This window comes from Halomonas ventosae, from assembly GCF_004361885.1.
Classification (GTDB): Bacteria; Pseudomonadota; Gammaproteobacteria; order Pseudomonadales; family Halomonadaceae; genus Halomonas; species Halomonas ventosae_C.
This window is the reverse complement of sequence record NZ_SNWH01000054.1, coordinates 1-1,660: the sequence shown is the minus strand read 5'-3', so window position 1 is coordinate 1,660 and position 1,660 is coordinate 1. Positions and strand designations below refer to the sequence as shown.

Genomic DNA, 1,660 nt, shown 5'->3' with positions numbered 1-1,660 from the left:
GCGATGCCTGTCAAGCTTGTTGGAACCTGGAATCAGGCGGCTTCTAATCGCTGATCGCGTTGAACCAGCGGATCTTCCTGGTCCGGGTTCAGCCAGACCGTCCGGCGCGGTGACCAGTTGCGGGTGGCACCGCTCCACCGACCGGGATGTTGCCGTTTTGCCTCGGCATAGATGGCGTCTCGCCTTGCCAGCACCTCATCATCCTGGCCAGCATGCCGCTCACCCGGGGTGACGAACCGAATGGCGCTGTGGCGGTGCTCGTGGTTGTACCAGTGCATGAAGCGCGTCACCCACTGCTGCGCCGCTGTCAGGCTCTCGTAGCCGTCCGTCGGGTAGTCGGGCCGGTACTTGCAAGTCCGGAACAGCGACTCCGAGAAGGCGTTGTCATTGGAGACCCGGGGACGGCTGTACGACGGGGTGATGTTCAGCCGCTGCAGTGTCGCCTGGAGCGTCGAGCCCTTCATGGCGGAGCCGTGTTGTCGGCGTGCAGCACCAGCGGCTGGTTGATGCAGCCCTCGCGCAGTACGGCGCGCTGGATGACCTCGCTGCTGTTGGCCATGGACTCCTGGTCGAAGACCTCAGCATCGACGATCTTGCGGCTGTAGATGTCGACGATCATGTAGAGGTAGTAGAACTGCCCACGCACCGGGGTCGGTAAGTACGTCACGTCCCAGCTCCAACAGGCATTGGGGCGTGTCACGCGGTGTCGCTGAGGGTCGCCCTTGGGGCGTGGGGCACGGGCGCGGCCACGATGGTGCTGTTCGCCATGCGCCCGCAGGATGCGGTAATAGCTGGACTCTGACGCCACGTAGAGGCCTTCCTCGTCCAGCAGCCGCGGCACGATCTGCCCCGGCGGCAGGCTGGCAAACTCGGGACTATGGCAGATCTCCAGCACCTGCTGACGCTCCTCCGGCGACAGCGCATGGCGAGGGACAGGCCGCACGGCCTGCGGCCGGCGATCCTGATCGCCCCGTGCCCAGCGGCGGTAGGTGTTGGTGCCGATGCCAAGCTCCGCACACGCGGCGTGCAGGCGGGCTCCCTCGGCCCGCGCCTCATCGATCAGCTTTACGGCGTCCTGGCGATCTGAAGTGCTGATCATTCGTCCTCGTCCCCCCAGATCGCTCGGGCCTTTTTTCGCAGCGCCAACAGGGCAGCGGTTTCCGCAAGGGCGGCCTCCTTGCGGCGGAGCTCACGCTTGAGCGCCTTGTTCTCCTGGCGCTCCGCCTTGCGGGCTTCACTTACCTGCTTCGAGGCGGCATCACTGCGGTCGTTGGCGCCTTCGCAGCTCGCCCGCCAGCGCTGAATCTGCTCAGGATAGAGGCCGCGCTGCCGGCAGTACTCGGCACGCTCGGCCTCGCTGAGGGCCGCCGTCTCCAGAACGGCGTGGAACTTGTCTTGCGAGCTCCAGCCCTCGGGATCATCGCTCTGGTCAGGTAGCAAACGGCCCGCTTGCCGAGCCTTCTTGCGCCAGTTGTACAGCGTCGCCGCGGAGATGCCTTCTTCCTGGGCCACTTCCGCCACCGTGCGGTTGTGCGGCGGGAGCAGCTTCTTGAGGATGGCTTCCTGGCGCTCGTCGGAGTACTTCATCGGAACCTCGTCACGCCCCACAGGGTTCAGAGTCTAACAGCCGCTGAGGCTCCAACTAGCTTGACAGTGGGGG

The 1,660-nt window shown here is 65.4% G+C and carries 1 pseudogene; it reads right to left on the bottom strand.

Features of this window, described 5'->3' with window-relative positions:
• Nucleotides 1–32: 32 nt before the first annotated feature.
• Nucleotides 33–1,587 (bottom strand): annotated as a pseudogene (locus tag DFO68_RS15330) (IS3 family transposase).
• Nucleotides 1,588–1,660 lie beyond the last annotated feature (73 nt).